Raw genomic sequence first — 25,800 nt, forward strand, 5'->3', positions numbered from 1 at the left:
TTCGTCCTCCGTGGCTCAGTTGCCGACACGACGCCTCAAATCCTGGAACGCGGTGTAGTTCGCGATGACCTCGATGCGTCCGGGCGGCGCGAGCTGCACGGCCTGGTCGAGGGTCTCGCAGACCTGGAAGGACTGGTTCGCGACCTCGAGGCGCACCGCGAGGTCGAGCTTTCGATCACCGAGGACGAAGATCGGGTGCCCGGTCAGCCGGGTGTAGTCGACGTCCCACAGCCAGGACGTGTCGGTGCCGTCGGCGCCCCGCGCGTTCACGGACAGGATGACCGGGGTGGGCGGCGGGTCGATCAGGGAGAACGTCTCCAGCCAGCCCGCGGGGTTCTTGGCGAGCAGCAGACGCAGGTCGCGCTGCATGAACTGCACCACGTCGTAGCGTCCGGCCACCGCCTGCACCTGGTACATGCGCTCCAGGGCGACCTGCGGGGGCACCCCGAAGACGGCGGCGACGGCGGCGGACGAGGCGGCGTTCGCCTTGTTGGCGCGGCCGGGCAGCTGGAGGTGGATCGGCCAGGCGGAGCCGTGCGGGTCGAGGACGTGGTCGCCGGAGAGCGCCCAGGTCGGCGTCGGGCGGCGGAACCCGCAGTCGCCGCAGAACCAGTCGTCGCCGGGGCGCTGCATCACACCGCCGCAGGACGGGCAGGACCAGGCGTCGTCCTTCCACATCTGACCGGCCGCCACCCACATGACGTTCGGCGAGGAGGAGGCGGCCCACACGACCAGGGGGTCGTCGGCGTTGGCGACCACGACGGCCTTGGAACCGGCCAGCCCCTCGCGCCAGTGCTCGGCCATCATCCGGGTCTCGGCGGCCCGGTCGAGCTGGTCGCGGGAGAGGTTGAGCAGCGCGATGCACTTCGGGTCGGTGTCGCGCGCCACACCGGAGAGGTACTTCTCGTCGACCTCGATGACCGCGAACTTGGCGTCCGAGCCGCCGGCCAGCGCCGAGGTGATGCCCGCGGGCATGTTGGCGCCGAGCGCGTTGGACACGACCGGGCCCGCGGCGCGCAGCGCCTCCGCGATCAGCCGGGTGGTCGTGGTCTTGCCGTTGGTCGCCGACACCAGGATCACGTCCAGGTGCGTGGCGAGCCTGGCCAGCAGGTCGGGGTCGAGCTTGAGTGCCACCCGGCCGCCGATCACCGATCCGCTGCCGCGTCCGGCGGCCCGCGAGACGGCCGCCGCCGCCTTGCCCGCCGTCACGGCCAGCTTGGCCCGCGGCGTCAGCGGGTCCGAGTTGCCTGACATCGTTTCTCGATCCTCCTTGCGTACGCGCCGCGCCTCTGCCCCCGGCACCGTGTGGGCCTCAGCCTATCGAGATCCACTCACGTGCCCGAATCGCGGCACCACGACGGTGCCCGCGCGACGTTCGCGCGCCAGTAAGGACCGTACCCTTGCCGCCATGCGACACGGCTCCATCCCCGGCTCCCGAGGGCACGTCCGCCCGGTGACCCTGCTCGGCGACCCCGTCCTGCACGCGGCGTGCGAGGAGGTCACCGACTTCGGTCCCGAACTCGCCCGGCTCGTCGAGGACATGTTCGCGACGATGTACGCGGCGCGGGGCGTCGGCCTCGCCGCCAACCAGGTCGGTGTGGCGCTGCGGGTGTTCGTGTACGACTGCCCGGACGACGACGAGGTCCGTCATCTGGGACATGTGGTGAACCCACGCCTCGTCGAGGCGGACGGTGTCGTCCTGCGTGGTCCGGAGGGCTGTCTCTCGCTGCCGGGCCTGGAGGCGGGCACGGAACGGTACGACCACGCCGTCGTCGAGGGTTTCACCGCGGACGGGGAGCCGGTGCGTGTGCATGGCACGGGCTGGTTCGCCAGGTGCCTGCAGCACGAGTACGACCACCTGGAGGGCGGCCTGTACGTGGACCGGCTGAGCGGATGGCGCCGGCACCGGGTGATGCGGCAGGCGGCGCGGGCGTCCTGGGGGCGCTGAGTTCGGCCGGCCGGCGCGGAACTGCCGTGGCCGGTCGCGCGGTTCCCCGCGTCCCCGAAGGGTCGCCGACGGTCGCCGACCTGAATGCCCGGTAGGGGCGCGCTCGATCGAAACCGACCGGCAGCCGACAGTGGGCAGCCGACCTGAGAACCCGGGTCCGCCGACCTCAGAACCCGGGACCGCCGACACGATCTCCCGCCGCGGCCAGCCGGCCCCACAGCAGATCGGCGAGGCTCCGCACCAACTCGGCGCGCGTGCACGGCCGCTCGCCCAGCCACCAGTCCCCGGCGGCATGCATCATGCCGACGATCCCGTGGCCCCACACCCGCGCCAGCTGCTGACTGCCCGGGCCGAGATCCACCCGTTCCTCGATGACCTCGGCCAGTTCCTCGCCCATGCGGCGCAGCAGCGGTGCGGAGTGCTTGCCGACGTCGAAGCCCGGGTCGCCCGGCTGTCCGCCCTCGGAGGGGTGCATCAGGAAGCGGTAGACCTGGGGGCGTGCCTCGATGGCCGCCAGATACGTGTCGAGGGTCGACTCCACCCGTTCCCGGCGCTCGGCGGGCGCGTCCAGCGCGGCCCGCAGCGCTCCGAGGAGGGCGTCGGTGTGCCGCTTGGCGAGCGCCGCGTAGAGACCGCCCTTGTCACCGAAGTGCCGGTACAGGATCGGCTTGGTGATGCCCGCCTCGGCGGCGATGGCGTTCATCGAGGCGCCGGGGCCGTCGCGGAGCACCACTCTGTCGGCGGCCTCCAGCAGCTCTCGCCGGCGGCGGTCGGCGGACCTCTGCTGATCGGTCCGCTGTGTGGTGTCCATGATCTCTCCCCACCCATGGTGATTCGGTGACGCCTGCGCAAACTAACACTCATCAGCCCATGCACATCGAACGGGCTGCCGAGCGGGCTTCGGGAGTTGACTTTCTCTACTCGTCAGTAACAGACTCCAGTTACCGCAAGTAACATTTTAGTGCACCGCTGGAGGGGACATGGCCGAGTTCACCATGGAGCTCAACGACGAACAGAAGGAGGTCCGCGACTGGCTCCACGGGTTCGCCGCCGATGTGATCCGCCCCGCGGCCGCCGAGTGGGACGAGCGCGAGGAGACTCCCTGGCCGGTCATCCAGGAAGCCGCGAAGGTCGGCATCTATTCCCTGGACTTCTACGCCCAGCAGTACTTCGACTCCACCGGCCTCGGCATACCGATGGCCATGGAGGAACTGTTCTGGGGTGACGCGGGCATAGCCCTCTCCATCGTGGGCACCGGCCTCGCCGCCGTGGGCGTCCTCGCCAACGGCACCGAGGAGCAGATCGGTACCTGGATCCCCCAGATGTACGGGGATGCCAACGATGTCAAGGTCGCGGCCTTCTGCTCCTCCGAGCCCGACGCCGGCTCCGACGTCGCCTCCATGCGCACCCGTGCCGTGTACGACGAGGCCAAGGACGAATGGGTCCTCAACGGCACCAAGACCTGGGCGACCAACGGCGGCATCGCCAACGTCCACGTCGTCGTCGCGGTCGTCGACGCGGACCTCGGTTCCAAGGGCCATGCCTCCTTCATCGTGCCGCCGAACACACCCGGCCTCTCGCAGGGCCAGAAGTTCAAGAAGCACGGTATCCGTGCCTCGCACACAGCGGAGGTCGTCCTGGAGGACGTCCGTGTCCCCGGTTCCTGCCTGCTCGGCGGCAAGGAGAAGCTGGACGAGCGTCTCGCCCGCGCCCGTGAGCGGGCCAGGGCGGGTGGCGGTGAGCGCGTGAAGAACGCCGCGATGGCCACGTTCGAGGCGTCCCGTCCGGCCGTCGGCGCGATGGCGGTCGGCACCGCCCGCGCCGCGTACGAGGTCGCCCTCGACTATGCGACGACCCGTGAGCAGTTCGGGCGGCCGATCATCGACAACCAGGGTGTCGCGTTCCAGCTCGCCGATATGCGTACCTCCATCGATGCGGCGCGTCTGCTGGTGTGGCGCGCTTCGTGGATGGCGGTCAACGGCAGGCCGTTCACGGCGGCCGAGGGATCGATGTCCAAGCTGTTCGCCAGCGAGACGGCGAAGAAGGTCACCGGACAGGCGATCCAGATCCTGGGCGGCAACGGCTACACCCGTGAGTACCCGGTGGAGCGGATGCACCGGGATGCCGCCATTTACACCATTTTCGAGGGCACGAGCGAGATCCAGCGGCTGGTGATCGCCCGGACGCTCTCCGGGATGCCGATCCGGTAGCGACAGGGCACCGGCCTCACCGGTGCTTCAGAGGGGTGAGCTGCTCGATGTCGTACCGCGAGCGCAGTTCCTCGATCGCCGCGTGATCCGGTGGGCCCCCGTTGCCCAGGATCTCCAGCAGTTCCTCGAAGTAGCGCTCGTGGTCCGGCGGCGGAGACGCCTGGAAGAACATCTTCGCCGGCGTCTCGGTGGGGTTGGAGAAGGCGTGCGGGCAGCCCGGCGGGACGACTATGACCGTGCCGGGTGTCGCCCGGACCACCCGGGTACCCGAACTCGACTCCCACTTCTGCCAGTTGTCGGGGGTGCGGATCCGGGGCTCGAAGGCGAGCACGTCCAGCTCGCCTTCGAGCACGTAGAACAGCTCCTCGCTGCGCGTGTGCACATGGGCGCCCACGTCGAACCCGGGCGGCACCACCACCTCGAAGGTGGACGCCATACGGGAGTGCGAGCCGGTCACCTTGAACGTCACGTGCTGGGCGGGCGTGCGCACGACCCGGCCGTGACCCGGCGGTACGAGGAGCCCTTCGGGCACGGTCATCGTCCGTTCACCACCTGACGGGCAGGGCCTCGGGGCCGCGGATCAACGCTCCCTTTCTGAACGGGACCCGTTCCGGAGCCACGGCGAGCCGCAGGCCCGGCATCCGGTCGATGAACGCGTCGACGAGGAGTTCCGACTCCAGCCTCGCCAGCATTCCGCCCGGGCAGTAGTGCGGGCCGAAGCCGAAGGCCACGTGCGGGTTGGGACTGCGGGAGAAGTCGATGGTCTCCGGGTCGGAGAAGACCTCCGGGTCGCGGTTCGCCGCCAGGTACGACACGTAGACCGCCTCGCCCGCCCGGATCCGTACACCCTTGATGTCCACGTCCTCGGTCGCGATGCGGGCGAGGCCCACCGCGCTGCGGTGCGGGATGTAGCGCAACAGTTCGTCGATGGCCTGGGGGCGGATGTCCGGCTCGGCCCGCAGCCGTTCGGCCAGGTCCGGGCGGGTCAGGAGGAGGAAGAACAACTGCCCGCAGTTGTTGGTGACCGCCTCGCCGCCGATCTGGAGGAGGACGGCGAGTCCGACGGCCTCCTCCAGGGAGACCTCGTCCTGACCCACGGCCGCGCCGAGCAGCGAGGTGACGTCCTCGTCGGTACTGCCCCGGCGGTCGCCGATGAGCTTCGCGAAGTAGGACCCCATCTCGTTCTTGGCCTTCTCGCTGACGTCGGCGCCGTGCGAGGAGGACAGGATGAACTGGGTCCAGGTGTGCATGTTCTGCCGGTCCATGGCCGGCACACCCATCAGCTCGCAGATGACCGCGATGGGGAAGGGGCCGAGGACCGTCTCGGTGAGATCGGTGGGCGGACCCTCCTGGAGCAGTTCGTCGACCAGCTCGTCGAGCATCAGCCGGGACTTCTCGCGGACCCGCTCCACCCCGCGCGCCGTGAAGGCGGCGGCCACCGAGCGGCGCAGCCGGGTGTGGTCGGGCGGGTCGAGGAAGCCCACCGCTCCCCGGGCCGGGATGAAGTGCGGGGCGAGCCGGGTGACCGGATGGTCCATGACGGCCTCACGGCTGAACCGGGGGTCGTTGGCGACCATGCGCACGTCGTCGTGGCGGGTCACCAGCCAGGCCCAGCCCTCGCCGTTGGGCAGCTTGACCCGGGTGACCGGGCCCTCGCGCATCAGCTCGGCCAGCACGGGGTCGAACTCCACGCCGGTCAGGTCGAGGGCGGGCCAGTCGCGGACGGCCGGCACCGCCTCGGTGATCGTCTCTTCGGTCGTGCCGCTCATGCCGGCTCCCCGTCGCCGTTCTGCCAGCGGCCCAGCGACATCTCCGCGGTGATGCCGGGTCCGAAGCCCGCGAGCAGTCCGCGCGAGGCGTGCTCGGCGCCGCCCTCGTCGAACAGCCGGCGCGCGGCGTCCAGGACGACGGCGCTGGCGATGTTGCCGTACTCGGTGAGCGTGGCGCGGCTGAACCGGAAGGCGTCCGGCGGGACCTCGAGGAACTTGCTGAGGTCGTCGAGGATGCGCGGGCCGCCCGCGTGGATGATGTAGAAGTCCAGGTCGGAGGCGTCCCAGCCGTGCTGGCGGGCGAGCGAGTGGAGGGCGGGAGCCAGCGGCTCCATCGTTCCCGGCACCCGCTTGTCCAGCAGGAAGTGGAAACCGGTGGCCCGGACGTCGTACATGATCCACTCTTCGGTCTTGGGGATCAGGTACGAGCCGTTGCGTTCGAGCTTGATCCCGGTGCCGCCGCGGCCCCGGACGACGGCCGCGGCGATGCCGTCGCCGAACAGTCCGTTGGACAGCAGGGAGCCGACGCCGAGGTCGGTCGGCTGGTAGCAGAGCGAGCAGAACTCGCAGGCCACGATGAGGGCGTTGCCCTCCGGATAAGCGGTGCAGAAGTCGTGCGCCCGGTTGATCGCGGCGCCGCCGGCGGCACAGCCCAGCTGCGCTATGGGCATCTGCCGGGTGTCGCTGCTGAAGTCCATCGTGTTGATCAGCCAGGCCGTGAGCGAGGGCATCATGAACCCGGTGCACGACACGTAGATGATCATGTCGATGTCGGTGGTGAGGAGCTCGGCGTCGTCCAGCGCGCGCTGCACGACCGCGGGGACGCGGGCCTTCGCCTCACTCTCGTAGATCTTGTTGCGGTCCTCGAAGCCGGGATGCTTGAGCGTCTCTTCGATGGGCTGCACGATGTGCCGGGTCTTGACGCCGGTGTTCTCGATCAGTCGCAGTGCCAGCGGCAGTTGGGGGTGGTCCGGGTGGCGGGAGCTCGCCAGCTCCAGCGTCTCCTCCATCGTGATCACGTGTTCCGGGACGGAGACCGAGGGTTTGCACAAAGTCGCCATTGAGCGCGCCTTCTTTCGCCTTCCGGGGAACTCGCGTCCCCCGGCGGAAGGATGGATCACCCACGATGCGAAGGGTGGTCCACCCATGATCACCCGGAAGCGTGGGGATATCGCGTCGAACTACTCCATTGCGGGGAATTTCGGGACGGAATGGGATCCTTATGGAAGGCCCCCCGGACAGGCGAATCGAAGGAGTACGTCATGGCGCGCACGGCCAGGGAACTGCTGGAAGGCACCGCCGGGAAACTCGCCCCTGACCCCCATGCCAACCGGCTGCTGCCGCTGATCGCCCGGGGTGCGGCGCAGCGCTCCACCCTCGCCGCCCTGGCCGTGGAACAGGGCCATGTGATTCCCGCGGACCGCCGGGCGTTCCTGCATCTGGCCGAACGGCCGGACACCGGACCCGACGGCGCGGCCTTCTTCACCGCGCTCGCGGAGGGTGAGGCGCTCGCCCTGGACCGGCTGGCCGCCTATGCCGACGCCTGCGGGGCGGACGAGGCGCTCGGGGCGGCGTACGAGCCGCTGGCGGGCTGTCAGAGCTATCCGGCTTACGTGGCCTGGCTCGCCATGAACGCTTCGCCCGCCGACGTGGTCCTCGCCCTGACCGCCAACCTCGCCGCCCGGAGTGGCTATTGCGCGACGATCGCCGAGGCCCTGCGCCGCCACTACGGCTTCGACGAGGAGGCCTGCGGTTTCTTCGACCACTTCGCCGCGCCCGCGCCGGAGCTGCGGCGGCGGGCGCAGGCCGCCGTGCAGGAGGGGCTGGCGGCCGACCGGGTCGACGAGGACCGGGCACACCGCCACGGCCGACTGCTCCAGACCTACGAGACCGCCTTCTGGCACGCCCTGTGGGAGCAGGACCAACGCGTCCCGTGACACGCCCTCCGGGCCGACACCGCCCCTGCCCCCGCCGCCGGGATCACGGTCGCACCGTGCGCCAGGCATCCCGGTGACTCCCGACCACGCACGCCGGGACCGTGGTCGAGCCGCGAAGCGGGCCCCCGGCTTTCAGGGGGGCAGCCCAACGCTCCTTCGCGACGCGGGCGGGGCGGGGCGGGGCGGGACGGTTGCGGTTGCGGTTGCGGGCGGTGGTGGGGGCGGGGCCGTGCCGGTACGTCGAGCCCGTCGCCGCTGGATCAGGCGTGGGCCGGGCAGGGGAGCCGCTGCTCGATCCGGGCGTAAGCGACGGGCTGCGACGCACCGGCACGGCCCCTCGCGTGCGTCGCCGGGTGCGGGAGCCGTTGCTCGACGGGCCCTGGCTTTTAGGGACGTGGGGCGGGCCCCGGGTTTTGGGGACGCGGGGTCGGGCTGGGTTTTCAGGGGTGCGGGGTCCGGCTTCGGCTTTTGGGGATGCGGGGTCAGGCTTCGGCTTTTGGGGATGCGGGGTCAGGTTCCGGGTTTTGGGGACGCGGGGTCAGGCCTCGGGTTTTCGGGACGCGGGGTCAGGCCGGGTTTTCCGGGGTGCGGGGTCAGGCTCCGGCTTTTGGGGGACGCGGGGTCAGGCCGGGTTTTCCGGGGGTGCGGGGCCGGGCTTCGGGTTTTCGGGGCGCGGGTCAGGCCGGGATTTCGGGAGGCGGCGTCGGGCCCCGGCTTTTGGGACGAGGGGTGGGGCCCGGACTTTGGGGGTGCGGGGTGGGGCTCCGGCCTTTGGGGTGCGGGGTCGAGTCGCGGCTTCCGGGGGGCGGAGCCGGCCCCGGCTTTCAGTGACGGGGGCAGCCCAGCTCTTTCGGGACGCGGGGTCGGGCCCCGGCTCTTCGGGACGTGGGGTCAGGCAGGGCATTCAGGGGCGCGGGGAACTGCGCACCCAGCCACGACGGACCCGCACCCGAAGAAGACACCCCTGCCACCCACCACCCCTCCCGACCCTAGCCGGAGGCGTTCCCGCTGCTGTGGGCGATGCACGCCACATCGATCCGGTCGGCGAGCTTGGCGAGTTCGATGGTCAGCGCCGCCACCGTGTCCTCGTCGAGCCCGCCCTCGCCGGCCTCCACCAGATGCAGCCACCGGCCGCCCAGCGTGCGCAGCAGCTTGCTGACGTCGCCGGCCGCCACCTGCAACGTGCCGCGGTCGTCGACGATCAGAGGCAGGGTAACTTCGCGGTTCACACAGGCGATCGTAGCCGCGGAACGCTCACGCTCCGTGCCATACGGTGGTGATGTTGCAGAACTCGCGGATCCCGTGCTCCGCCAGCTCACGACCGTAGCCGGACCGCTTGACCCCGCCGAACGGGAACGCCGCGTGCGAGGCCGTCATCCCGTTGACGTACACGGCACCCGCCTCCAGATCCCGTACGAACCGGTCGATCTCGCTCTCGTCACGCGTCCATACGTTCGAACTCAGCCCGAACGGCGTGTCGTTGGCGAGAGCCACCGCCTCGTCCAGGTCGGCGGCGCGGTACAGCGTGGCGACGGGACCGAAGGTCTCCTCCTGGTGGACGCGCATCTCGGGAGTGATGTCGGCGAGGACGGTCGGCGCGTAGTACCAGCCGTGCTCGTCGAACCCCTCGGGGCGTTCGCCGCCGCACAGGACACTCGCCCCGTTCTCCACCGCGTCGTCGACGAGTTCCTCCAGGTCGCGACGGCCCTGCTCGCTCGAGAGCGGACCGATGTCCGTGTCCTCGTCCAGCGGGTCGCCGACCTTCAGGGCCGCCATGCCCGCCGTGAAGCGCTCGGCGAAGGCGTCGAACACGTCCGTGTGGACGATGAACCGCTTGGCGGCGATGCACGACTGCCCGTTGTTCTGCACCCGGGCGGTCACGGCGGTCCGCGCGGCCAGGTCGACGTCGGCGGACGGCATCACGACGTACGGGTCGCTGCCGCCGAGTTCCAGGACCGTCTTCTTGATCTCGTCACCGGCCACCGATGCCACGGCGCGCCCGGCCGGCTCGCTCCCGGTGAGCGTCGCCGCCCTGACCCGCGGGTCGCGGAGGATGTCCTCGACGGCGCCCGAGCCGATCAGCAGCGTCTGGAAGCAGCCCTCGGGGAAGCCCGCCCGGCGGAACAGGTCCTCCAAGTAGAGGGCGGTCTGCGGCACGTTGGAGGCGTGCTTGAGCAGGCCGACGTTGCCCGCCATCAGCGCGGGCGCGGCGAACCGGATCACCTGCCAGAGCGGGAAGTTCCACGGCATGACGGCCAGTACCGGGCCCAGCGGGCGGTAGCGCACCAGGACGCGGGAGGCGCCGGAGTCCTTCACGTCGGAGTCGGCGGGCAGCTCGTCGGCGAGCAGTTCGGCCGCGTGGTCGGCGTACCAGCGCATCGACTTCGCGCACTTGGCGGCCTCCGCGCGGGCCTGCTTGACCGGCTTGCCCATCTCCGTGGTCATCACCCGGCCGATGGTGTCCTGGTCCGCGTCGAGGAGGTCGGCGGCCCGGTGCATCAGCCGGGCCCGTTCGGCGAAGGAAGTGGTGCGATAGGTCTGGAACGTGGTCTCGGCCTTTTCGAGCCTGCGCTCGATCTCCTCGGCGCCGAGCGCGTCGTACGTCATGAGCGTCTCGCCGTTCGCCGGGTTCACCGTCGCGATGGGCATGGCCGACCTCCTGAAGCGGGCTGTTCCTCGACCCTCCCGCGCGCCGGGACGCGGCGCAACGCGAAGGGGGCTGCTCAGTCCTGGTGCTCCGCCAGCCGGTCCACAAACGCCGCCTGTGCCGGAACGACGACCGCCCGCGCCCGGTCCAGGCCGTACCACTCCACCCGGTCCAGCTCGGGGAACTCCTGGCGGCGCCCCGATCTCGGCGGCCACTCCATCTCGAAGGTGCCCGGGACCACGGTCGCCGGGTCGAGGTCCGCCTCGATCGCCCAGGCCGTGACGACCTTGCCGCCCGCCTGCACGACCTCGCCGAGCGGGATCGCCTCCCCGTCGGGCGGGGGCAGCCCCAGCTCCTCCCGGAACTCGCGGCGCGCGGCGTCCCAGGCGGTCTCGTCGGGCTCGTACTCGCCCTTGGGCACGGTCCACGCGCCGGCGTCGCGCCGCGCGAAGAACGGGCCGCCCATATGGCCGAGCAGTACCTCCAGGCCGTCCGCGGTGCGTCGGTACAACAGCAGTCCCGCGCTGCGTCTCCCCGTCACGGGGCCACCTCCGGATGTGCGGCGAGCAGTGTCCCGACGGTGTCCGCCTCGGCGGGGGTCTTGTCCTCGCGATAGCGCACCACGCGCGCGAAGCGGAGGGTGACACCGGCCGGGTACCGGGTCGACCTCTGGAGACCGTCGTACGCGATCTCGACGACGAGTTCGGGGCGTACGGTGACGACATGGCCGTCGTCCCCGACGGCCAGTTCCTGGAGCCGCCCGGTCTGCCAGGCCAGCATCGCGTCCGTCATGCCCTTGAAGGTCTTGCCGAGCATCACGAACGACCCGTCCTCGGCGCGCGCGCCGAGGTGCAGGTTGGAGAGCTTTCCGGTGCGCCGCCCATGGCCCCACTCGGCGGCCAGGACCACCAGGTCGAGGGTGTGCACGGGCTTGACCTTGAGCCAGGAGGCGCCGCGGCGGCCCGCGCTGTAGGGGGCGTCCAGGGCCTTGACGACGACTCCCTCGTGGCCGCGTCGCAGGGTGTCGGCGAGGAACTCCTCCGCCGCGGCGAGGTCCGCGGGGCCCTCGACGAGCGCGCGCCGCACCCGCATCGGCTCGGGCACCAGCCGCGCGAGCTCCGCGTGCCGCTCGGCGAAGGGCAGGTCCAGCAGGTCCTGTCCGTCCGCGGAGAGGGCGTCGAAGAAGACGGGCGAGACGGGCACGCTCCGCGCGGCCGTGGCCACGTCCACACGTGAGCCCACCCGCCCCGCGGTCTCCTGGAAGGAACGCGGTCGCCCGTCCTCGTCCAGCGCGATGACCTCGCCGTCCAGGATGAACCGGAGGTCCTTCAACTCCAGTGCGACAGCGGTGAGTTCAGGTAGCCGGTCGGTGATGTCGTCGAGTGTGCGGGTGTAGATCCGTACGTCGTCCCCGTCGCGGTGGAGCTGCACGCGGATGCCGTCGAGCTTCTCCTCGACGGCACACGATCCCAGCTTGTCGACGGCATCGGAGACGGACGGGGCGCTGTGCGCGAGCATCGGAAGCACCGGACGGCCGACGATGAGCCGGAACCCGTCCAGCGCCCCGGGACCGTCGGCGAGCAGCGCCCGCGCCACCGTCTGCAGCGACCCGGCCAGCATCACCGCCCGGCGTACGTCGGCGGCGGGCGCGCCGGTCGCCCCGGCGAGCCCCTCGACCGCGACCGCGTCCAGCGCGCCCTGCCGTACCTCGCCGGTGAGCAGCCCGAACAGGAAGTGCTGCTCGCTCTCGGTGGCCGCGGCCCGCAACGCGTCCATCAGACGTCCGCGCGCGGCCTGCGAGCCGGTGCCCGTGACCGCGCCGATCTCCGTCAGCCGGGCGTCCACGTCCCGCACGGTGAGCGTGGCCTCGGCGGCGGCCGGGACCGGACGGCTCAGCAGCTTCCAGCCGATACCGAGCCGCCCCTGCGGGAGCCGTCCCGCGAGATAGGGGATCACGATCGGCACGTCGTCCGCGTCGGCGTCCCGGAACAGCTCGGCGAGCAGCGCGATCTTCCGGGACCGCGCCGAGGTGGCGGCGACCTCCTGGGACACATGGGCGAGCCGGCTCAGCAGCATGCAGCCATGGTGCAACGCGGACGGGCGGTCCACACCCCGGCGTTCAGTGCCTTTCCGGCGCGTCGAGGTCGGCGAGGAGCAGTTCGCCGTTGAGGGTGGCGGCCGCCCGGTAACCGGCGCCGGCGGCGTTCACCACCTGTTCGGCGAAACCGACCGCGTTGCCCGCCGCCCAGACACCGGGCACGGTCGTCAGCCCGGTCTCGTCGACCACGGGATACGTGCCGAACGGGGTCTCGCGCAGCTCGGCTCCCAGGCGCTCGAAGAGGTCGTTGCGGGGGACGGCGCGCGGAGCCACGAACAGCACCGAGCGGCCGTGGACCGAGCCGTCCACGAGCCGGATCCCGGTGAGCCGGTCCGCCTCGACGACGAGCGCGGCGACCTCGCCCGGCACCACGGCGACCCCGGCGGCGGCGAGGCGGCGCCGGTCGTCAGGCGTCAGCTCCTCCTCGGCGACCTCGTGCAGGAAGAGGGTGACGTCCTTCGACCACTGGGAGACCATCAGCGCCTGGTGGACACCCATCGGCGTACTGGCCAGCACCCCGAAGGCCCGGTCGCGGACCTCCCAGCCGTGGCAGTACGGGCAGTGCAGCACGTCCTTCCCGAAGCGTTCGGCGACCCCCCGCACCGCCGGCAGCTCGTCGACCAGCCCGGTGGCGAGGACCAGCCGCCGCGCGTGCGCCGTCCGCCCGGACGCGAGCGTCACCAGGAACTCGCCGGAGCCGTGCCGGATGACGTCGACGGCCCGGTCCCGGACCTGTTCGACCCCGTAGCGCGCGACCTCCTCGCGCCCCAGGGCGAGGAACTCGGCGGGCGGCACACCGTCCCGGGTCAGATAGCCCTGCAGGTGCGCGGCGGGCGCGTTGCGCGGCTCGCCCGCGTCGACGACGAGCGTCCGGCGCCGTGCCCGTCCCAGTACCAGAGCCGCGGACAGCCCGGCCGCGCCGCCTCCGACCACGACGGCCTCATACGTGTCGGTCATGGTGACCACCTCCGAGCAGACCGTCGCCCGTCCGCCCGCGGATTGACAAACGGCTTTGCCGAAACTGCAATAGCCGTATGACCACGGACGAAGTTCTCGCCGACGTCGGACCCCGGCTGCGCCGCATCAGGAAGGAGCGCGGTGCCACCCTGGCCGGGCTGTCGGAGGCGACCGGGATCTCCGTCAGCACCCTCTCCCGCCTGGAGTCCGGGCTGCGCAGGCCCAGTCTGGAGCTGCTGCTGCCGATCGCCGGAGCCCACCAGGTGCCGCTCGACGAACTGGTCGGCGCGCCACCGGTCGGCGACCCGCGCGTCCGGGCCGAACCGATCGTCCGCAACGGCCGCACGCACTGGCCCCTGACGCGGCAGCCCGGCGGCCTGCAGGCCTACAAGGTGCTGGAACCGCAGCGCAGGCTCGACCCGGACCCGCGTACCCACGAGGGCTACGAGTGGCTGTACGTGCTCTCGGGGCGGCTGCGGCTCGTGCTGGCCGAGCACGACGTGGTGCTCGGGGCCGGAGAGGCCGCCGAGTTCGACACGCGGGTTCCGCACTGGTTCGGGTCGACGGGGGAGGGGCCGGTGGAGTTCCTGAGCCTGTTCGGGCCGCAGGGGGAGCGGATGCACGTACGGGCCCGGCCGACCCGCGGGTGACATGGGCCCGTTGTCGCGCGTGACGGACGCGACTGTTCCCTGATCGGCAAGCGACCGCTTAGTATGCGATCGACCCCGGTCAGACGAAGCAGTCCCGTGGAGGCCCCGCATGCAGGCATGGCAAGTGCACCAGCTCGGCGAACCGAGCGAGGTGATGCGGCTCCAGGACGTGGAGCGGCCGGTCCCCGGTGACGGACAGGTCCTGCTCAAGGTGCGCGCGGCGAACATCAACTTCCCGGACGCGCTGATGTGCCGCGGGCACTACCAGGTCAGGCCGCCGCTGCCGTTCACACCCGGCGTGGAGATCTGCGGCGAGACCGAGGACGGGCGCCGCGTGCTCGCGAACCCCGCACTGCCGTACGGCGGATTCGCCGAGTACGCCGTCGCGGACGCCGCCGCCCTGCTGCCCGCCCCCGACGCCCTGGACGACGCCGAGGCGGCCGCCCTGCACATCGGGTACCAGACGGGATGGTTCGGTCTGCACCGGCGGGCCGGCCTGGAAGCGGGCGAGACCCTGCTCGTGCACGCGGCCGCCGGCGGGGTGGGCAGCGCCGCCGTACAGCTCGGCAAGGCGGCCGGCGCCACCGTCATCGGTGTCGTCGGCGGAGCCGACAAGGTCGCCGTCGCACGGGAGCTGGGCTGCGACGTGGTCATCGACCGGCGCGGCCAGGACGTCATCGCCGCCGTGAAGGAGGCCACCGGCGGCCGGGGCGCCGACGTGATCTACGACCCCGTCGGCGGCGAGGCCTACACCCAGTCCACCAAGGTCGTCGCCTTCGAGGGCCGGATCGTCGTCGTCGGCTTCGCCAGCGGGTCCATCCCCAGCCCGGCGCTGAACCACGCCCTCGTGAAGAACTACTCGATCCTCGGGCTGCACTGGGGCCTGTACGGCACCAAGAACCCCAAGCTGATCCAGCGCTGCCACGAGCAGCTCACCGAACTCGCCGCGCGGGGTTCGATCAAGCCGCTCGTCAGCGAGCGCGTGCCGCTGGCCGGTGCCGCCGCGGCCGTGCAGCGGGTCGCCGACGGCGTCACCACGGGCCGGGTGGCCGTGCTGCCCTCACTCGAGAACGGAGCCTCGGCATGACCGACGCCGCACACCGGGGCGGTGCGCCCGACGCCACCGAACTGCGCCGCCGCACACGCGAGTTGCTGGCCGCGCACCCGCCCCTGGAGACCGGACGGACCGCCTTCCTGGAGGCCCGCTTCGACGCCGGACTCGCCTGGGTGCACTACCCCGAGGGCCTCGGCGGCCTCGGCGCCCCGCGCACCCTCCAGGCCGTCGTGGACACCGAGCTGGAGGCCGCGGGCGCACCCGACAACGACCCCCGCCGCATCGGTATCGGCCTCGGCATGGCCGCGCCGACGATCCTCGGTTTCGGCACGGAGGAACAGAAGGAGCGCTTCCTGCGGCCCCTGTGGGTCGGTGAGGAGGTCTGGTGCCAGCTCTTCAGCGAGCCCGGCGCCGGATCGGACCTGGCCGCGCTCGGAACGCGTGCGGTCAGGGAGGGCGACGAGTGGGTGGTGAACGGCCAGAAGGTCTGGACGTCCAGCGCCCATCTGGCCCGCTGGGCCATCCTCATCGCCCGCACCGACCCGGACGTCCCCAAGCACCGCGGCATCACCTACTTCGTCTGCGACATGACCGACCCGGGCGTCGAGGTACGGCCGCTGCGCCAGATCACCGGCGAGGCCGAGTTCAACGAGGTCTTCCTCACCGGCGTCCGCATCCCCGACAGTCACCGCCTCGGTGAGGTCGGCGACGGCTGGCGGGTCGCGCAGACCACGCTCATGAACGAGCGCGTGTCCATCGGCGGCATGCGCATCCCGCGCGAGGGCGGCATGATCGGCCCGGTCGCGAAGACCTGGCGCGAGCGGCCCGAACTGCGCACCCACGACCTGCACCAGCGGCTGCTGAAGCTCTGGGTCGAGGCCGAGGTGGGCCGGCTCACCGGCGAGCGGCTGCGCCAGCAGCTCGTCGCGGGCCAGCCCGGCCCCGAGGGCTCCGGCCTGAAGCTCGGCTTCGCCCGGCTCAACCAGGAGATCAGCGGTCTGGAGGTCGAACTCCTCGGCGAGGAAGGCCTGTTGTACGAGGACTGGACGATGCGCCGTCCCGAACTGGTCGACTTCACCGGCCGTGACGCGGGCTACCGCTACCTCCGCTCCAAGGGCAACAGCATCGAGGGCGGGACCAGCGAGGTCCTGCTGAACATCGTCGCCGAACGCGTGCTGGGACTGCCGTCCGAGCCGCGCACCGACAAGGACGTCGCGTGGAAGGACCTCGCCCGATGACAACGCAGGGCACACAACCCGATCTGCTGTACTCGGAAGAGGAGGAGGCCCTGCGCGCCGCCGTGCGCGACCTCCTCGCCGACCACTGCGACGCCACCCGTGTCATCGCCCGCACGGAGTCGGACACGCCCTACGACCCCGCGCTGTGGAAGGCGCTCTCGGACGGGATGGGGCTCGCGGGTCTGCTGGTGCCCGAGGCCCAGGGCGGGCAGGGCGCAACCCACCGTGAAGTCGCCGTGGTTCTGGAGGAGTTGGGCCGGGCCGTTGCTCCCGTGCCCTATCTCACCAGCGCTGTCGTGGCGACGGAGGCGCTGCTGGCCTGCACGGGGGAGGACGCCGCCGCGCTGCTCACGGAGCTGGCGTCCGGGCGGACCGTCGGCGCGCTCGCCGTCGCCCTGTCCGCGGCACCGGACGGTACCCACCGGACCGTACGTGACGAAGACGGCCTGCTGTACGGCGAGTTGACGGGGATCGCGGACGCGACGGTGGCCGACGTGCTGCTGGTCCCGGCGGCGGACGGCGGTCTGTACGCGGTGGACGGGAGCGCCGTGACGGTCACACCGCAGATCTCGCTCGACCTCACCCGGCCGCTCGCCACGGTCGCCCTCGACGGGGTGCGGGGCCGCCGGCTGGGCGACGCCGGTCCCGCCGTACGACGGGGCCTGCGGGCCGGCGCCGGACTGCTCGCCTCCGAGCAACTCGGCCTCGCCGACTGGTGCCTGACGGAGGCGGTCCGCCACCTGAAGGAACGCAAGCAGTTCAACCGGCCCGTCGGCGGCTTCCAGGCGCTCAAGCACCGGCTCGCGCAGCTGTGGCTGGAGGTCGTCAACACACGTGCCGCCGCCCGCCACGCCGCCGACGCGCTCGCGGCAGGCAGCGCGGACACCGACGTGGCGGTCGCCGTCGCCCAGGCGTACGCCGCCCCGGTCGCCGTCCACGCCGCCGAGGAGGCACTCCAACTGCACGGTGGCATCGGCATGACCTGGGAGCACCCGGTCCACCTGTACCTGAAGCGCGCGAAGGCGGACTCGATCGCGTACGGCACGGCGGGCGCGCACCGCGCGGCGCTGGCACGACTGGTCGACCTCCAGGCACCCTGACCGCCCGGCCCACGTGAAGCCCGTCCCACCTGGGGCGGGCTTTACGGTGTGCGCCGCCGCGACGAAGTGAACCCATGACGGCAGTCCGGCCAACTCCCCACACGTCACCGCTCCTTGGCTGTCGCGCGCCTCATACTCGCCGGTATCCGGTACGGGACTTCCAGGGAGGCAGAGCATGGCCCACACCACCCGTCGCAGAGCCCTCACCACCCTCGGCGCCGCCCTCGCGGGCGCCGTCGCACTGCCCGCCGTGCACGCGCGAGCCGACGAGCGGGGACACGGCGGGCGCCCGCTGTGGCGCGCCCACGCCCACAACGACTACGACCACCCGCGCCCCCTGTTCGACGCCCTCGCCCACCGCTTCGGGAGCGTCGAGGCCGACATCTACCTCGTCGGCAACCAACTCCTCGTCGCCCACGATCCCGTCGATCTCGACCCGACCCGCACCCTCGAAGCGCTCTACCTCGACCCGCTCGTCTCCCGGGTCAGGGCCAACCACGGCTCCGTGTACCGGGGTTACCGCAGGCCGTTGCAGCTCCTGATCGACATCAAGACCGAGGGCGCCTCGACGTACCTCGAACTCGACCGTCATCTGCGCCGCTACCCGCACCTGTTCACGACCTACGCGCACGGCCGGGTGCACCCCGGTCCCGTCACGGCCGTCATCTCCGGCGACCGGGCCGCCCGCACCCCCATGGAGGCGCAGAGCCTGCGACGCGCCTTCTACGACGGCCGGCTCACCGACCTCGGCAGCGCGGCGACCGCGTCCTTCGTGCCGCTCATCAGCGACAACTGGACACTCAACTTCACCTGGCTCGGGGACGGCCCGTTCCCCGCGGCGGAGCGCGCGAAGCTGCGCGAGATCATCGCGGCCGCGCACGCGCGCCGGCAGAAGGTGCGGTTCTGGGCCACACCCGACCTCGCGGGCCCGGCCCGGGACGCGCTGTGGCGCGAGCTGCTGGCCGCCGACGTCGACTACTTCAACACCGACGACCTCGCCGGACTCGAGACGTTCCTCGACACGCACGAACGGACACGCGAACAGGCACACGAGCGGGCCTAGACATCACACGTTCGGAGGACACGTCAGCCGCCCGGACGAACCCTCCGCTACGCGACACTTGCCGCCGAAAGCCGCGGTGTCGACGTGGCGGAGGAGGTTGACGATGGCCATTTCCATCTCTGTGGTGGTACTGCTGCTGATCCTCGCGGTGGTGTTCCTGCGCAACGGCGCGCTGAAGCCCTCGCACGCGGTGGTGTGCGTCCTGCTCGGCTTCTTCCTGTCGGGCAGCAGCATGGCGCCGACGATCCAGAACGGGCTCACGGCCACGGCGGACATCGTGAGCAGTCTGCATCCCTGACCTCAGGTTCGTGACAGGACGCCGATGCGGTCGGACAGGTGGCCCGAGCTCCGCCGGCCGACGCCGCCCCCGCCGGGACGGCACCGGCCGGCGCGCTCCATGCCGTGACCCTGCTTTCAGGGGGAGTTCATCGGAGGGGTGGGGATACCCGGGGCGGTGACCGTCAGCCGACGACGCGGGAACGAATCAGGAAGCGCACTCCTTCGGGGGCTTCCAGCGAGAAGCCGCTGCCCCGGCCCGGGACGACGTCGACGGTGAGCCGCGTGTGACTCCACAGCTCGTACTGGCTCTTCGACATCCAGAACGTCACCGGTTCGTCGACCCCCTCCACCTCCAGCTCCGCGAGCAGGACGTCGGAGCCGCCGGTGCGGAACTCACCGGCCGGATAGCACATGGGCGCACTGCCGTCGCAGCAGCCGCCGGACTGGTGGAACATCAGCGGGCCGTGGACCGCCCGCAACCGCCGCACCAGGTCGGCGGCCGCCGGAGTGAGTGCTACGCGCGGGACGACGTCCATCGGGGTTCTCCGTCGGTCGGGGACGAGCGGGGTGGGGGCGGGAGCTGGTGGCCCGGTGATGCGGAGAGCGGGGCAGGCCACCGTTCACCTGACCATCCGGCAGGTTGCGAGAGGGTTGCACGGATCACGGATCACGGACGGGGCGTGCGGCCCCGTGAGGGGACCGGCGGGTCGGCCTCGCTCGGAACCGGTCGGCCCCGCTCGGGACGCTCGGCCCCGCTCGGAACGCTCGGCTCTGCTCGGCCCCGCGAAAAGGCCGTCGGGCCGGTCTCACGAAGGCGCCATGGGCTTCAGGAAGGGTCCTCGAGCGGGGCTCACGAAGGGGCCGCCGGGCCACGCCCGATCCGCGCACCTGCCCGAAAGCTGGGATCGTGAGGGAAGGAACGCCGCCCATGACCTGACGGAAAGTGGTGGTGAGCACCGTGGCTGCCCTCGACGAGAACGGTACGGGTCCGGCCCCGGCGCATGCCGATCCCCTGGGGGATCCCTTTCTGCGCACGCGGTTCGCCCTGCCCACCAGACCCGCCACCTTCCTGCGCCGGGACCGGCTGACCGAGCACCTCGACGAGGCTCTCCTGACACCACTGACGATGGTCAACGGAGCGGCCGGGGCCGGCAAGACCCTGCTGGTCGCCGACTGGGCCGCCGGCCTGGGACAGCCGGTCACCTGGCTCACCACCGACACGACGGGACAGGGCCCCGGGATGTTCTGGGCGTACCTCCTCCAGGCCCTGGACGCCTCCGGAGTACCGGTGCCCCGCGATCTCCGCCGCCCCGCGGACGCGAACTGGGTCGACCACGAACTGCCGGCCCGCCTGGCCGCCGAACTCAGCGGCCGCGACCGGCCCGCGATCCTCGTGCTCGACGAGTACGACCGGGTGACCGCGCCCGAGATCGCCGAGCAACTGGAGTTCGTGCTCCACCACGCCGGGCCGGGCCTGCGCCTGATCCTCGTCACACGAACGGAACCGCTGCTGCCGCTGCACCGCTACCGCGCGGCCGGGGGCCTGACGGAGATCCGGGACGCGGAGCTGGCCTTCACCCCCGAGGAGGCGTCCGCCCTCCTGGCCGCGCACGGTCTGCGCCTGCCCGCCGCAGGGGTACGCGCGCTCGTGGACCGCACCCGGGGATGGGCGGCCGGCCTGCGCCTGTGCGCCCTGGCCGCGCGCGAGACCCCGGATCCGGAGACGTACCTGAAGGAGTTCGAGGCAGGGCAGAGCACGGTCGCCGACTACCTCCTGGCCGAAGTGCTGAAGCGGCGCACGGCCGACACCCAGGACCTCCTGCTGCGCGTCAGCGTCCTGGAGCGCTTCTGCCCGGAACTGGCGAACGCGCTCACGGAGCGGACCGACGCCGAACCGATCCTGGCCGGACTGCACCGCGAGAACGCGTTCGTCGAGAGCCTCGGACATTCCTGGTACCGCCTCCACCCGCTGTTCGGCGAGATCCTCCGCGCCCACCTCGGGGTCCGCTCTCCCGGACTCGAGCCCGAACTCCACCGGCGCGCCGCGCGCTGGCTGCGACGGTCCGGATCCCTCCCGGAGACACTCGCGCACGGCGCCGCGGCGGGCGACTGGGAGTTCACCGCCGGCGCCCTGGTCGACGACCTGGCCATCGGACACCTCTTCACCGGCCTGCGCACCGACGACCTGACCGAGCTGTTCTCCCGTATGGAGCCCGAGGCCGCGAGCCCCGCGACGGACCTCGTCCGCGCGGCCCACGACCTCTCCCACCACGACCTCGACCGAGGCCTGGTCCACCTGCGTCACGCCCGGCAGGGTCTGGCACCGGAGGGCCTGGCGCGGGAGGGTCCGTCCCGGAACGGGTCCGCCCTCGGGCCGGCCCGGCTCAGCTGCGCCCTGCTGGAGACGCTGGCGGCCCGGCTGGCCGGCTCCCCCGAGGACGCGGAGACCGCGGCCGCGGCCGCCGAGGAGTTGTGGCAGACGGTCCCCGCCCACCTCCTGGAGCGGCATCCCGAGCTCTCCGCCCTGCTCCTGACGCATCTGGGTTCGGCGCTCCTGTGGGCAGGACGCCTCGAGGACGCGCGCGCCGCCCTGTCCACGGTGGCCGGCTCGCCCGGCGGGGCCTCGGCCGGGCTGCCCCAGCAGGAGTCCCTGGCGCACCTGGCCCTCATGGACTACCTGGACGGATGGCTCGGCCGGGCGGAGAGCAAGGCCCTGGCGGCGACGAACGGTACGGAGCGCGCCGGTCCGCACCGCTCGTCCGGCTCCGGCCTCGGACAGCTGGTACTGGCGGCCGTGGCCGTCGACCGCGACGAGTTGGACCGCGCCCAGGCCCTCCTCGACGAGACGGCGGACGCCGTGCGCACACCGCGGGACCCGGTGACGGCGGCGGGCCGGTCCATCGCGGCCGCCGGTCTGCTGCTGGCCCGCGGCAGGGCGGGGGCCGCGCTCGCGACAGCGTCCGCGGCGGTCCCCGCCGCCGTGGTCTCCCCCTGGGCGGAGGGACACGCGGCGCTGGTCGCCGCCGCCGTCCACCTGGCCGCGGGCCGTACGGAGAGTGCCGCCGAGGCGCTGCGCCGGGTACCGGACGACCAGACGGCCTGTGCGGTGCTGGCCGCGCGCGTCCGGCTCGCGGCGGGCCACCGCGGCGAGGCGATCGGCATGCTCGACCGTCTCGACCTGGAGGGACGGCCGGGCCGGGCAGGTCCCGCACTGACCGTGCGGGCCACGCTGGTACGGGCGCAGGCCGCCGAAGAAGCGGGGGACCTCGTCACCGTCCGCGGGCTCGTCGCCCAGGCGCTCGCCGAGGCCCGCCGCGAGCGGCTGCGGCGTCCCTTTCTCGACGCCGGCCCCTGGATCGGGCGACCGCTGGCCGAGGCGCCGCTCCAGGCACTGGCCGCGGGCTGGCTCCAGGACGGACCGACCCGCGGCGGCGAACCGTCCCGGCTTCCGTCCCTGCCTCCGGCGCTCGTCGTGGAGGAGCTGAGCGGACGCGAACTCGACGTTCTCCGGCGGCTGGCCGAGATGATGTCCACGGAGGAGATCGCGGCCGACCTCTACGTGTCCGTGAACACGGTGAAGACCCACCTCAAGAGCGTCTACCGGAAGCTCGCGGTGAACCGGCGCAACGAAGCGGTGCGCCGCGCGCGCGAGCTGCGACTGCTGTGACCCGCGGCGAGGGCGGTGCGACGCGGGTGCGAGGTCGATGCGATGACACCGGTGGACGGTGGGCGGGGCGCCGGGTCACCTGCCGAGGGTGAGGGCGCGCGGCGCGCCGGGGCGGAGGATCACCGGTAGGGCGTCGTCCGTCCGCCCCGGGCCGCCCGCGGGAGAGCAACTGATGCGCTACGAGATCCGTGTCGACGGACACATGTCGGAAACGCTGGCCCAGGCCTTCCCGGACATGGAGCACGTGGTGATGTCCGGTCAGACCGTCCTGTTCGGGCCCGTCCTCGACGAGGCCCATCTGTACGGTCTGCTGGCGCGCTGCCAGTCGCTGGGACTGCGCGTCGTGGAGATGCGCCAGCTGCCGGAGTGAACGCGGTCGGCGGCTGTGACCCTCCGTGCCGGCCCGGTGCCCGGTGCCCGGTGCCCGGTGCCCCGACCCTGGCCGCCGCATGGGCGCTCGTGTCCGGCCGCCCGCTCGGTGAATCGCCTACGTTCCCGGGTCCGTCTCCGTCTCCGGCCCCGGCTGCGCCTCGGAGTCCCTGGGGTCCCCGGCATCCCCGCCGTCCGCCCCGGTCTCCGGCTCGACGGGCCCCCTGCGCTGCAGCCCCGCCTGGACCGCGCTCGCCAGCACGCGCGCGGCGAAACCCACCAGGACCAGCCCTCCGGACATCTGGAGCATCGTCATCACCCGCCCCGTCTCGGAGCGGGCGGCGATGTCGCCGAAACCGACGGTGCTGAACGTGGTCAGCGTGAAGTACAGGGCGTCCGTCCTGGACAGCGGCTCGGTGAACGAACCCGGGGCGGAGCGGTCCAGCAGGTAGTAGGCGCTCGCGAAAAGCACCAGAAACAACACCAACGTGGCGGCCAGGGCCTCGACGGCCTTCAGGCGGGGGTGGGGCGAGCGGACGATGGTCCGCACCTCCCACACGAAGACCAGGACCACCGCCAGCAGGCCGGCCAACAGCAGCACCGAGGTGCCGCGGGCGCTGTACCTGTCCAGGGGCAGCACGTAGTAGGCGGTGACGAGTCCGGCCGCGATCAGAAAGGCCCGGCCCACCACGACGATCGTCGTCCACCGGGTGTGGGACCTCGGTCGGCCCCGCCGGTACGGGCCACGCCGGTACGGGCCCTTCCGCGGCCGGGTGCGGTCGCCCCGGGCAGCCGCTGGATCGCTCATCGCGTGTCTCTTCGTTCGGTTCGCCGGGAGCCGGTCGGGCGGCCCGTCAGCCCCCACCTCATCGCCCCGGCGGCCGGAAGGGATCACCCGCCGCGGGTGATCCGGCGGACGCCTGCGCGGGGCACGCTGGCGGGTGAGGTTCCCGCGCCTGCCTGCCGGCGGTGCGGCGGTGACCTGCTCGATCGTGCGAGGAGGAGCCATGACCGTACCGCGTGGTTCGGCGCCGCCCACCGGACCGGAACACCGGCCCGACGGACCGGCCCCCACTCCGGCGGGCGACCCCGCGGAGCTGCTGGCGGCACTGGGCGGCTCGTGGGCCTGGATCCTGGGTTCGGCGGTCGCGACACTGGTGCCGGGCGTACTGGTGCTGGTCTGGCCGAACGAGAGCCTGCACGTCCTGGCGGTTCTCCTCGGTCTGTATCTGCTCGTGATCGGCGCCTTCCGGTTCGTCGCGGCCTTCTCCCGGCGCGAGCAGGGCGAACGGCTCCCCGGGCTGCTGCTCGCCCTGCTGTTCGTCCTGGCCGGCGTGCTCTGTCTGCGGAACCCGATGCAGACCATCGCCGCGCTCTCCCTGATCGTCGGGGTCGTCTGGCTGGTGTCCGGCATGCTGACCGCCTACACGGCCCTCGCCACCCGCGATCTGCCGCACCGCGGCGTCGTCCTCACCGCCGCCGCGCTCGGCGTCGTCGCGGGCGTCGTGGTGCTGGCGCTGCCCACCGAGTCGGCCCGTGCGCTGACCCGGCTGCTGGGCCTGTGGCTCGTGCTGCTCGGTCTGGTCGAACTCGGCGTCGCGTTCGCCTGGAGGGCCGCACTGCGCAGGGCGGTCGCCGCGCACCAGGGCGGCATCGCAGCGCCGTTGTGAGCACGGGCGTCGCGCACCGGTCCGTACGTCACCGGTCCCCGGTCCGGTGCCCGACGGTGGCCGCGCCCGCGGCGCCCCCGCTCACCCGCCTCGGGTGAGGCCGCCCGGTCCGGGCCGCGCGCATGCTGGGGACGGCAACGACTGCCGGGCACGGCCCCGGGAGAGAGAGACATGAGCGAGCCGATGTACCTCGCGTACGACTATCCGCTGCTGAGCATCTTCTGGACGATGCTCTGGTTCTTCCTGTGGGTCATGTGGTTCATCCTGCTCTTCCGCGTCATCGTGGACATCTTCCGCGACGACACCCTGGGCGGCTGGGCCAAGGCGGGCTGGCTGGTGTTCGTCATCGTGCTGCCCTTCCTGGGCGTCCTCGTCTACGTCGTCGCCCGCGGCCGGAACATGGGCAAGCGGGAGATGAAGCAGGCACGCGCGCAGCAGGAGGCCTTCGACTCCTACATCCGGGAGACGGCGGCCGGCGCACCCCGGTCCGGCAGCGTCGACGAACTCGCCAGGCTGTCCGAGATCCGCGCCCGCGGGGACATCACGGACGAGGAGTTCCGCAGGGCGAAGGAGCTGGTCCTGAGCGGTCACGGCCCGTCGGACCGATGAGGCGGACGGGACACCGACGCAGGCGCCGCATCCATCGAACGACACCGGACGCCCCGGCGACAGGAGACGAGGGAGCACGATGGCCACGACACACGGGCACGGACACACCCGCTCGACGAGGCAGCAATGGGCCGGTGGCCTGACGGTCTTCGCGGGCGTGATGCTCATGATCGCCGGACTGCTCGACCTCTTCCGGGGCGTCATGGCGATCGCCGACGACGACGTCTTCGTCTCGACCCCGAGCTACGTCTTCCGGTTCGACCTCACCGGCTGGGGCTGGATCCACCTCGTCCTGGGGGCGGTCGCCGTGGTCGTCAGTCTCGGACTGTTCCAGGCGGCGTTCTGGGCCCGTGTCCTCGGCGTGGTCATCGCGGGCCTCATCATCGTCGCCAACTTCCTGTCCCTGCCGTACTACCCGGTCTGGTCGGTCGTGATGATGGCCTTCTCCGCGCTGATCATCTGGGCGCTGTGCGTGGCACGGCCCGAGACGTCCTACGACCTACCGCGGGACGGCTGAAGGACGGAGCCGATGTCG

At 72.1% G+C, this 25,800-nt stretch carries 26 protein-coding genes; 14 read left to right on the forward strand and 12 right to left on the reverse strand.

All coding sequences use genetic code 11. The features are described 5' to 3' along the window. Window positions 1-15 precede the first annotated feature (15 nt). Window positions 16-1,254, reverse strand: coding sequence for a MurT ligase domain-containing protein (locus tag OG199_RS34995; RefSeq protein WP_266697167.1), 1,239 nt, complete (start codon window positions 1,252-1,254; stop codon window positions 16-18). A gap of 154 nt (window positions 1,255-1,408) precedes the next feature. On the opposite strand from OG199_RS34995, the gene def reads away from it, so the two are divergent. Then, a complete protein-coding gene (gene def / locus OG199_RS35000; protein ID WP_401806317.1) occupies window positions 1,409-1,948 on the forward strand; it encodes a peptide deformylase in 540 nt (179 codons plus the stop codon). A gap of 166 nt (window positions 1,949-2,114) precedes the next feature. On the opposite strand, the gene OG199_RS35005 is transcribed toward def, so the two are convergent. After that, window positions 2,115-2,759, reverse strand: a complete 645-nt coding sequence (locus tag OG199_RS35005) for a TetR family transcriptional regulator (protein ID WP_266697165.1) — start codon at window positions 2,757-2,759, stop codon at window positions 2,115-2,117. Window positions 2,760-2,928: 169 nt separating this feature from the next. On the opposite strand from OG199_RS35005, the gene OG199_RS35010 reads away from it, so the two are divergent. After that, window positions 2,929-4,158, forward strand: a complete 1,230-nt coding sequence (locus OG199_RS35010; protein WP_266697164.1) for an acyl-CoA dehydrogenase family protein — start codon at window positions 2,929-2,931, stop codon at window positions 4,156-4,158. A 16-nt stretch (window positions 4,159-4,174) separates the two neighbouring features. On the opposite strand, the gene OG199_RS35015 is transcribed toward OG199_RS35010, so the two are convergent. The 3 genes from OG199_RS35015 to OG199_RS35025 are packed head-to-tail and all read right to left on the reverse strand — an operon-like array spanning window position 4,175 to window position 7,075. Continuing rightward, the gene (locus tag OG199_RS35015) at window positions 4,175-4,696 is read right to left on the reverse strand and encodes a cupin domain-containing protein (protein ID WP_266697163.1); all 522 of its coding nucleotides are present in this window, start codon (window positions 4,694-4,696) and stop codon (window positions 4,175-4,177) included. A 7-nt stretch (window positions 4,697-4,703) separates the two neighbouring features. After that, entirely contained in the window at window positions 4,704-5,927 is a 1,224-nt protein-coding gene (locus tag OG199_RS35020; protein ID WP_356806622.1) for a cytochrome P450, read from the reverse strand. Next, window positions 5,924-7,075, reverse strand: a complete 1,152-nt coding sequence (locus tag OG199_RS35025) for a type III polyketide synthase (protein WP_356806625.1) — start codon at window positions 7,073-7,075, stop codon at window positions 5,924-5,926. Before OG199_RS35025 ends, OG199_RS35020 begins: the two co-directional genes overlap by 4 nt. Before the next feature lie 114 nt (window positions 7,076-7,189). Here OG199_RS35025 and OG199_RS35030 point away from each other — a divergent pair, with 114 nt between their 5' ends. Further along, on the forward strand, window positions 7,190-7,864 hold the full coding sequence (locus OG199_RS35030) for a transcriptional regulator (RefSeq protein WP_405832827.1): 675 nt from the start codon (window positions 7,190-7,192) through the stop codon (window positions 7,862-7,864). Between the two features lie 989 nt (window positions 7,865-8,853). Here OG199_RS35030 and OG199_RS35035 read toward each other — a convergent pair. The 5 genes from OG199_RS35035 to OG199_RS35055 all read right to left on the reverse strand — a co-directional run bounded on the left by OG199_RS35035 (window position 8,854) and on the right by OG199_RS35055 (window position 13,566). Next, entirely contained in the window at window positions 8,854-9,093 is a 240-nt protein-coding gene (locus OG199_RS35035; RefSeq protein ID WP_356806629.1) for a DUF6213 family protein, read from the reverse strand. 25 nt (window positions 9,094-9,118) lie between these two features. After that, window positions 9,119-10,513 (reverse strand): NADP-dependent succinic semialdehyde dehydrogenase, encoded by a 1,395-nt coding sequence (locus tag OG199_RS35040; protein ID WP_405832829.1) that lies wholly within the window; start codon window positions 10,511-10,513, stop codon window positions 9,119-9,121. 74 nt (window positions 10,514-10,587) lie between these two features. Then, a complete protein-coding gene (locus OG199_RS35045; RefSeq protein WP_405832830.1) occupies window positions 10,588-11,052 on the reverse strand; it encodes an NUDIX domain-containing protein in 465 nt (154 codons plus the stop codon). Further along, window positions 11,049-12,587 (reverse strand): ATP-dependent DNA ligase, encoded by a 1,539-nt coding sequence (locus OG199_RS35050; RefSeq protein ID WP_405832832.1) that lies wholly within the window; start codon window positions 12,585-12,587, stop codon window positions 11,049-11,051. Before OG199_RS35050 ends, OG199_RS35045 begins: the two co-directional genes overlap by 4 nt. Window positions 12,588-12,630: 43 nt before the next feature. Continuing rightward, the gene (locus OG199_RS35055; protein WP_405832834.1) at window positions 12,631-13,566 is read right to left on the reverse strand and encodes an NAD(P)/FAD-dependent oxidoreductase; all 936 of its coding nucleotides are present in this window, start codon (window positions 13,564-13,566) and stop codon (window positions 12,631-12,633) included. Between the two features lie 77 nt (window positions 13,567-13,643). Between OG199_RS35055 and OG199_RS35060 the strand changes: the two genes are divergently transcribed. The 6 genes from OG199_RS35060 to OG199_RS35085 all read left to right on the forward strand — a co-directional run bounded on the left by OG199_RS35060 (window position 13,644) and on the right by OG199_RS35085 (window position 18,969). Next, the gene (locus OG199_RS35060) at window positions 13,644-14,216 is read left to right on the forward strand and encodes a helix-turn-helix domain-containing protein (protein WP_405832835.1); all 573 of its coding nucleotides are present in this window, start codon (window positions 13,644-13,646) and stop codon (window positions 14,214-14,216) included. A gap of 109 nt (window positions 14,217-14,325) precedes the next feature. Further along, window positions 14,326-15,303: an NADPH:quinone oxidoreductase family protein gene (locus OG199_RS35065; protein ID WP_405832838.1), complete on the forward strand. Its 978-nt coding sequence runs from the start codon at window positions 14,326-14,328 to the stop codon at window positions 15,301-15,303. Beyond that, window positions 15,300-16,508, forward strand: coding sequence for an acyl-CoA dehydrogenase family protein (locus OG199_RS35070; RefSeq protein ID WP_356799331.1), 1,209 nt, complete (start codon window positions 15,300-15,302; stop codon window positions 16,506-16,508). The genes OG199_RS35065 and OG199_RS35070 overlap by 4 nt, the downstream gene beginning before the upstream one ends. After that, window positions 16,505-17,608, forward strand: coding sequence for an acyl-CoA dehydrogenase family protein (locus OG199_RS35075; protein ID WP_405832840.1), 1,104 nt, complete (start codon window positions 16,505-16,507; stop codon window positions 17,606-17,608). The genes OG199_RS35070 and OG199_RS35075 overlap by 4 nt, the downstream gene beginning before the upstream one ends. 175 nt (window positions 17,609-17,783) lie before the next feature. After that, window positions 17,784-18,671 (forward strand): phosphatidylinositol-specific phospholipase C/glycerophosphodiester phosphodiesterase family protein, encoded by an 888-nt coding sequence (locus tag OG199_RS35080; protein WP_356799327.1) that lies wholly within the window; start codon window positions 17,784-17,786, stop codon window positions 18,669-18,671. 103 nt (window positions 18,672-18,774) lie between these two features. Further along, window positions 18,775-18,969 (forward strand): hypothetical protein, encoded by a 195-nt coding sequence (locus tag OG199_RS35085; RefSeq protein ID WP_148008049.1) that lies wholly within the window; start codon window positions 18,775-18,777, stop codon window positions 18,967-18,969. Window positions 18,970-19,132: 163 nt separating this feature from the next. On the opposite strand, the gene OG199_RS35090 is transcribed toward OG199_RS35085, so the two are convergent. Further along, the gene (locus OG199_RS35090; RefSeq protein WP_266697152.1) at window positions 19,133-19,486 is read right to left on the reverse strand and encodes a DUF779 domain-containing protein; all 354 of its coding nucleotides are present in this window, start codon (window positions 19,484-19,486) and stop codon (window positions 19,133-19,135) included. A 407-nt stretch (window positions 19,487-19,893) separates the two neighbouring features. On the opposite strand from OG199_RS35090, the gene OG199_RS35095 reads away from it, so the two are divergent. Together OG199_RS35095 and OG199_RS35100 are read left to right on the forward strand one after the other, a co-directional pair. Beyond that, a complete protein-coding gene (locus OG199_RS35095; RefSeq protein ID WP_405832843.1) occupies window positions 19,894-22,617 on the forward strand; it encodes a LuxR C-terminal-related transcriptional regulator in 2,724 nt (907 codons plus the stop codon). Between the two features lie 172 nt (window positions 22,618-22,789). Continuing rightward, complete coding sequence (locus OG199_RS35100) at window positions 22,790-22,987, forward strand: hypothetical protein (RefSeq protein ID WP_356799322.1); 198 nt, start codon at window positions 22,790-22,792, stop codon at window positions 22,985-22,987. Window positions 22,988-23,104: 117 nt separating this feature from the next. On the opposite strand, the gene OG199_RS35105 is transcribed toward OG199_RS35100, so the two are convergent. Continuing rightward, window positions 23,105-23,794, reverse strand: a complete 690-nt coding sequence (locus OG199_RS35105; protein ID WP_405832845.1) for a potassium channel family protein — start codon at window positions 23,792-23,794, stop codon at window positions 23,105-23,107. A gap of 199 nt (window positions 23,795-23,993) precedes the next feature. Here OG199_RS35105 and OG199_RS35110 point away from each other — a divergent pair, with 199 nt between their 5' ends. The 3 genes from OG199_RS35110 to OG199_RS35120 all read left to right on the forward strand — a co-directional run bounded on the left by OG199_RS35110 (window position 23,994) and on the right by OG199_RS35120 (window position 25,782). Continuing rightward, a complete protein-coding gene (locus OG199_RS35110) occupies window positions 23,994-24,656 on the forward strand; it encodes an HdeD family acid-resistance protein (protein WP_405832847.1) in 663 nt (220 codons plus the stop codon). A gap of 171 nt (window positions 24,657-24,827) precedes the next feature. Continuing rightward, complete coding sequence (locus OG199_RS35115) at window positions 24,828-25,265, forward strand: SHOCT domain-containing protein (protein WP_356799316.1); 438 nt, start codon at window positions 24,828-24,830, stop codon at window positions 25,263-25,265. Window positions 25,266-25,344: 79 nt separating this feature from the next. Next, window positions 25,345-25,782, forward strand: coding sequence for a hypothetical protein (locus OG199_RS35120; protein WP_356799314.1), 438 nt, complete (start codon window positions 25,345-25,347; stop codon window positions 25,780-25,782). Window positions 25,783-25,800: the final 18 nt, after the last annotated feature.

The sequence above is a fragment of the Streptomyces sp. NBC_01176 genome (genome assembly GCF_045039825.1).
In the GTDB taxonomy this organism is placed as follows: Bacteria; Actinomycetota; Actinomycetes; order Streptomycetales; family Streptomycetaceae; genus Streptomyces.